1 pseudogene is annotated in these 1,016 nt (G+C 20.9%); it reads left to right on the top strand.

The features are described 5' to 3' along the window. Window positions 1-543: 543 nt before the first annotated feature. Window positions 544-1,016 (top strand): annotated as a pseudogene (locus tag AB6A63_RS02270) (hypothetical protein); the annotation flags it as partial.

The raw sequence follows: 1,016 nt of genomic DNA, 5'->3' as shown, positions 1-1,016 counted from the left end.
CAGATAAAACAGCAGTATCAACACCAGCAGCAGATAAAACAGCAGTATCAACACCAGCAGCAGATAAAACAGCAGTATTAACACCAGCAGCAGATAAAACAGCAGTATCAACACCAGCAGCAGATAAAACAGCAGTTTAACACCAAGTAGAACAGCTAAATAACATACTTAATAGGCAAAACATTATTACAAATGTTTTGCCTATATTTTTATCTTTTTTATTTATTTATTTTAGTATTAAAATTTTTTATTTTAATTTATTTTTTCTGGATATTTTGATAAAAAATAATATCCAGAAAAAATAAGTTTCATCTTTTTGAAAAAAAGATAAATTATAAGAAAAATATATTTTAAAAATAATATATAAATTAAAAAATATTAATTTTAAGAAAATTTTCAATATAAAATAATTATTTTTTTAAAAAAATTATAAAAAATAGAAAAATTAATATTTTCTCAAATTTTGAAAAAAATATTAATTTTGATAACTCATTTATAAAACAAAGATATTAAAAATATCCAACATCAAAAAAGGACATTTTTGTGATTGCATTCAAAAAAAGTTCGAAATTACTTATATTTTTAATTATGTTATTTTGTTTATTTCAAAAAAATTCAATATACGCTTCAGAAAATAAAACTGATAATAAAGTTATACATGTTTTGTTAGAACAACCATATCCTTATATTTCAAAAGCACAATTAGTTAATTTTTATACCTTCAAAAAAATATCTCAAATGTTAAAATTAAATGATTATCCTGGTTATAATGCTGGACCTGATAATAAGTTGAATGTAAAAATTAAAAATACACCTTCTAATTTATTAGGAGTTTATTTTGACGGAGGAAAAAGAAAACGTAAAGATGATTTTTTTACTTTAGAAGACTTAAGAGAATTATCAAAAAAATCTGATGTTAAAAAGGTTTATTTTTTTTACGACAATACTGATTATTGTGATTTAACTTTAGAACTTCAATTTGATAAACAAATTGATTTTCCTACTAATAATAAAAA

This window comes from 'Camptotheca acuminata' phytoplasma (assembly GCF_041276565.1).
GTDB lineage: Bacteria > Bacillota_I > Bacilli_A > Acholeplasmatales > Acholeplasmataceae > Phytoplasma.
The sequence above is the reverse complement of the archived record's forward strand: the minus strand, read 5'-3'. Positions and strand labels throughout refer to the sequence as shown.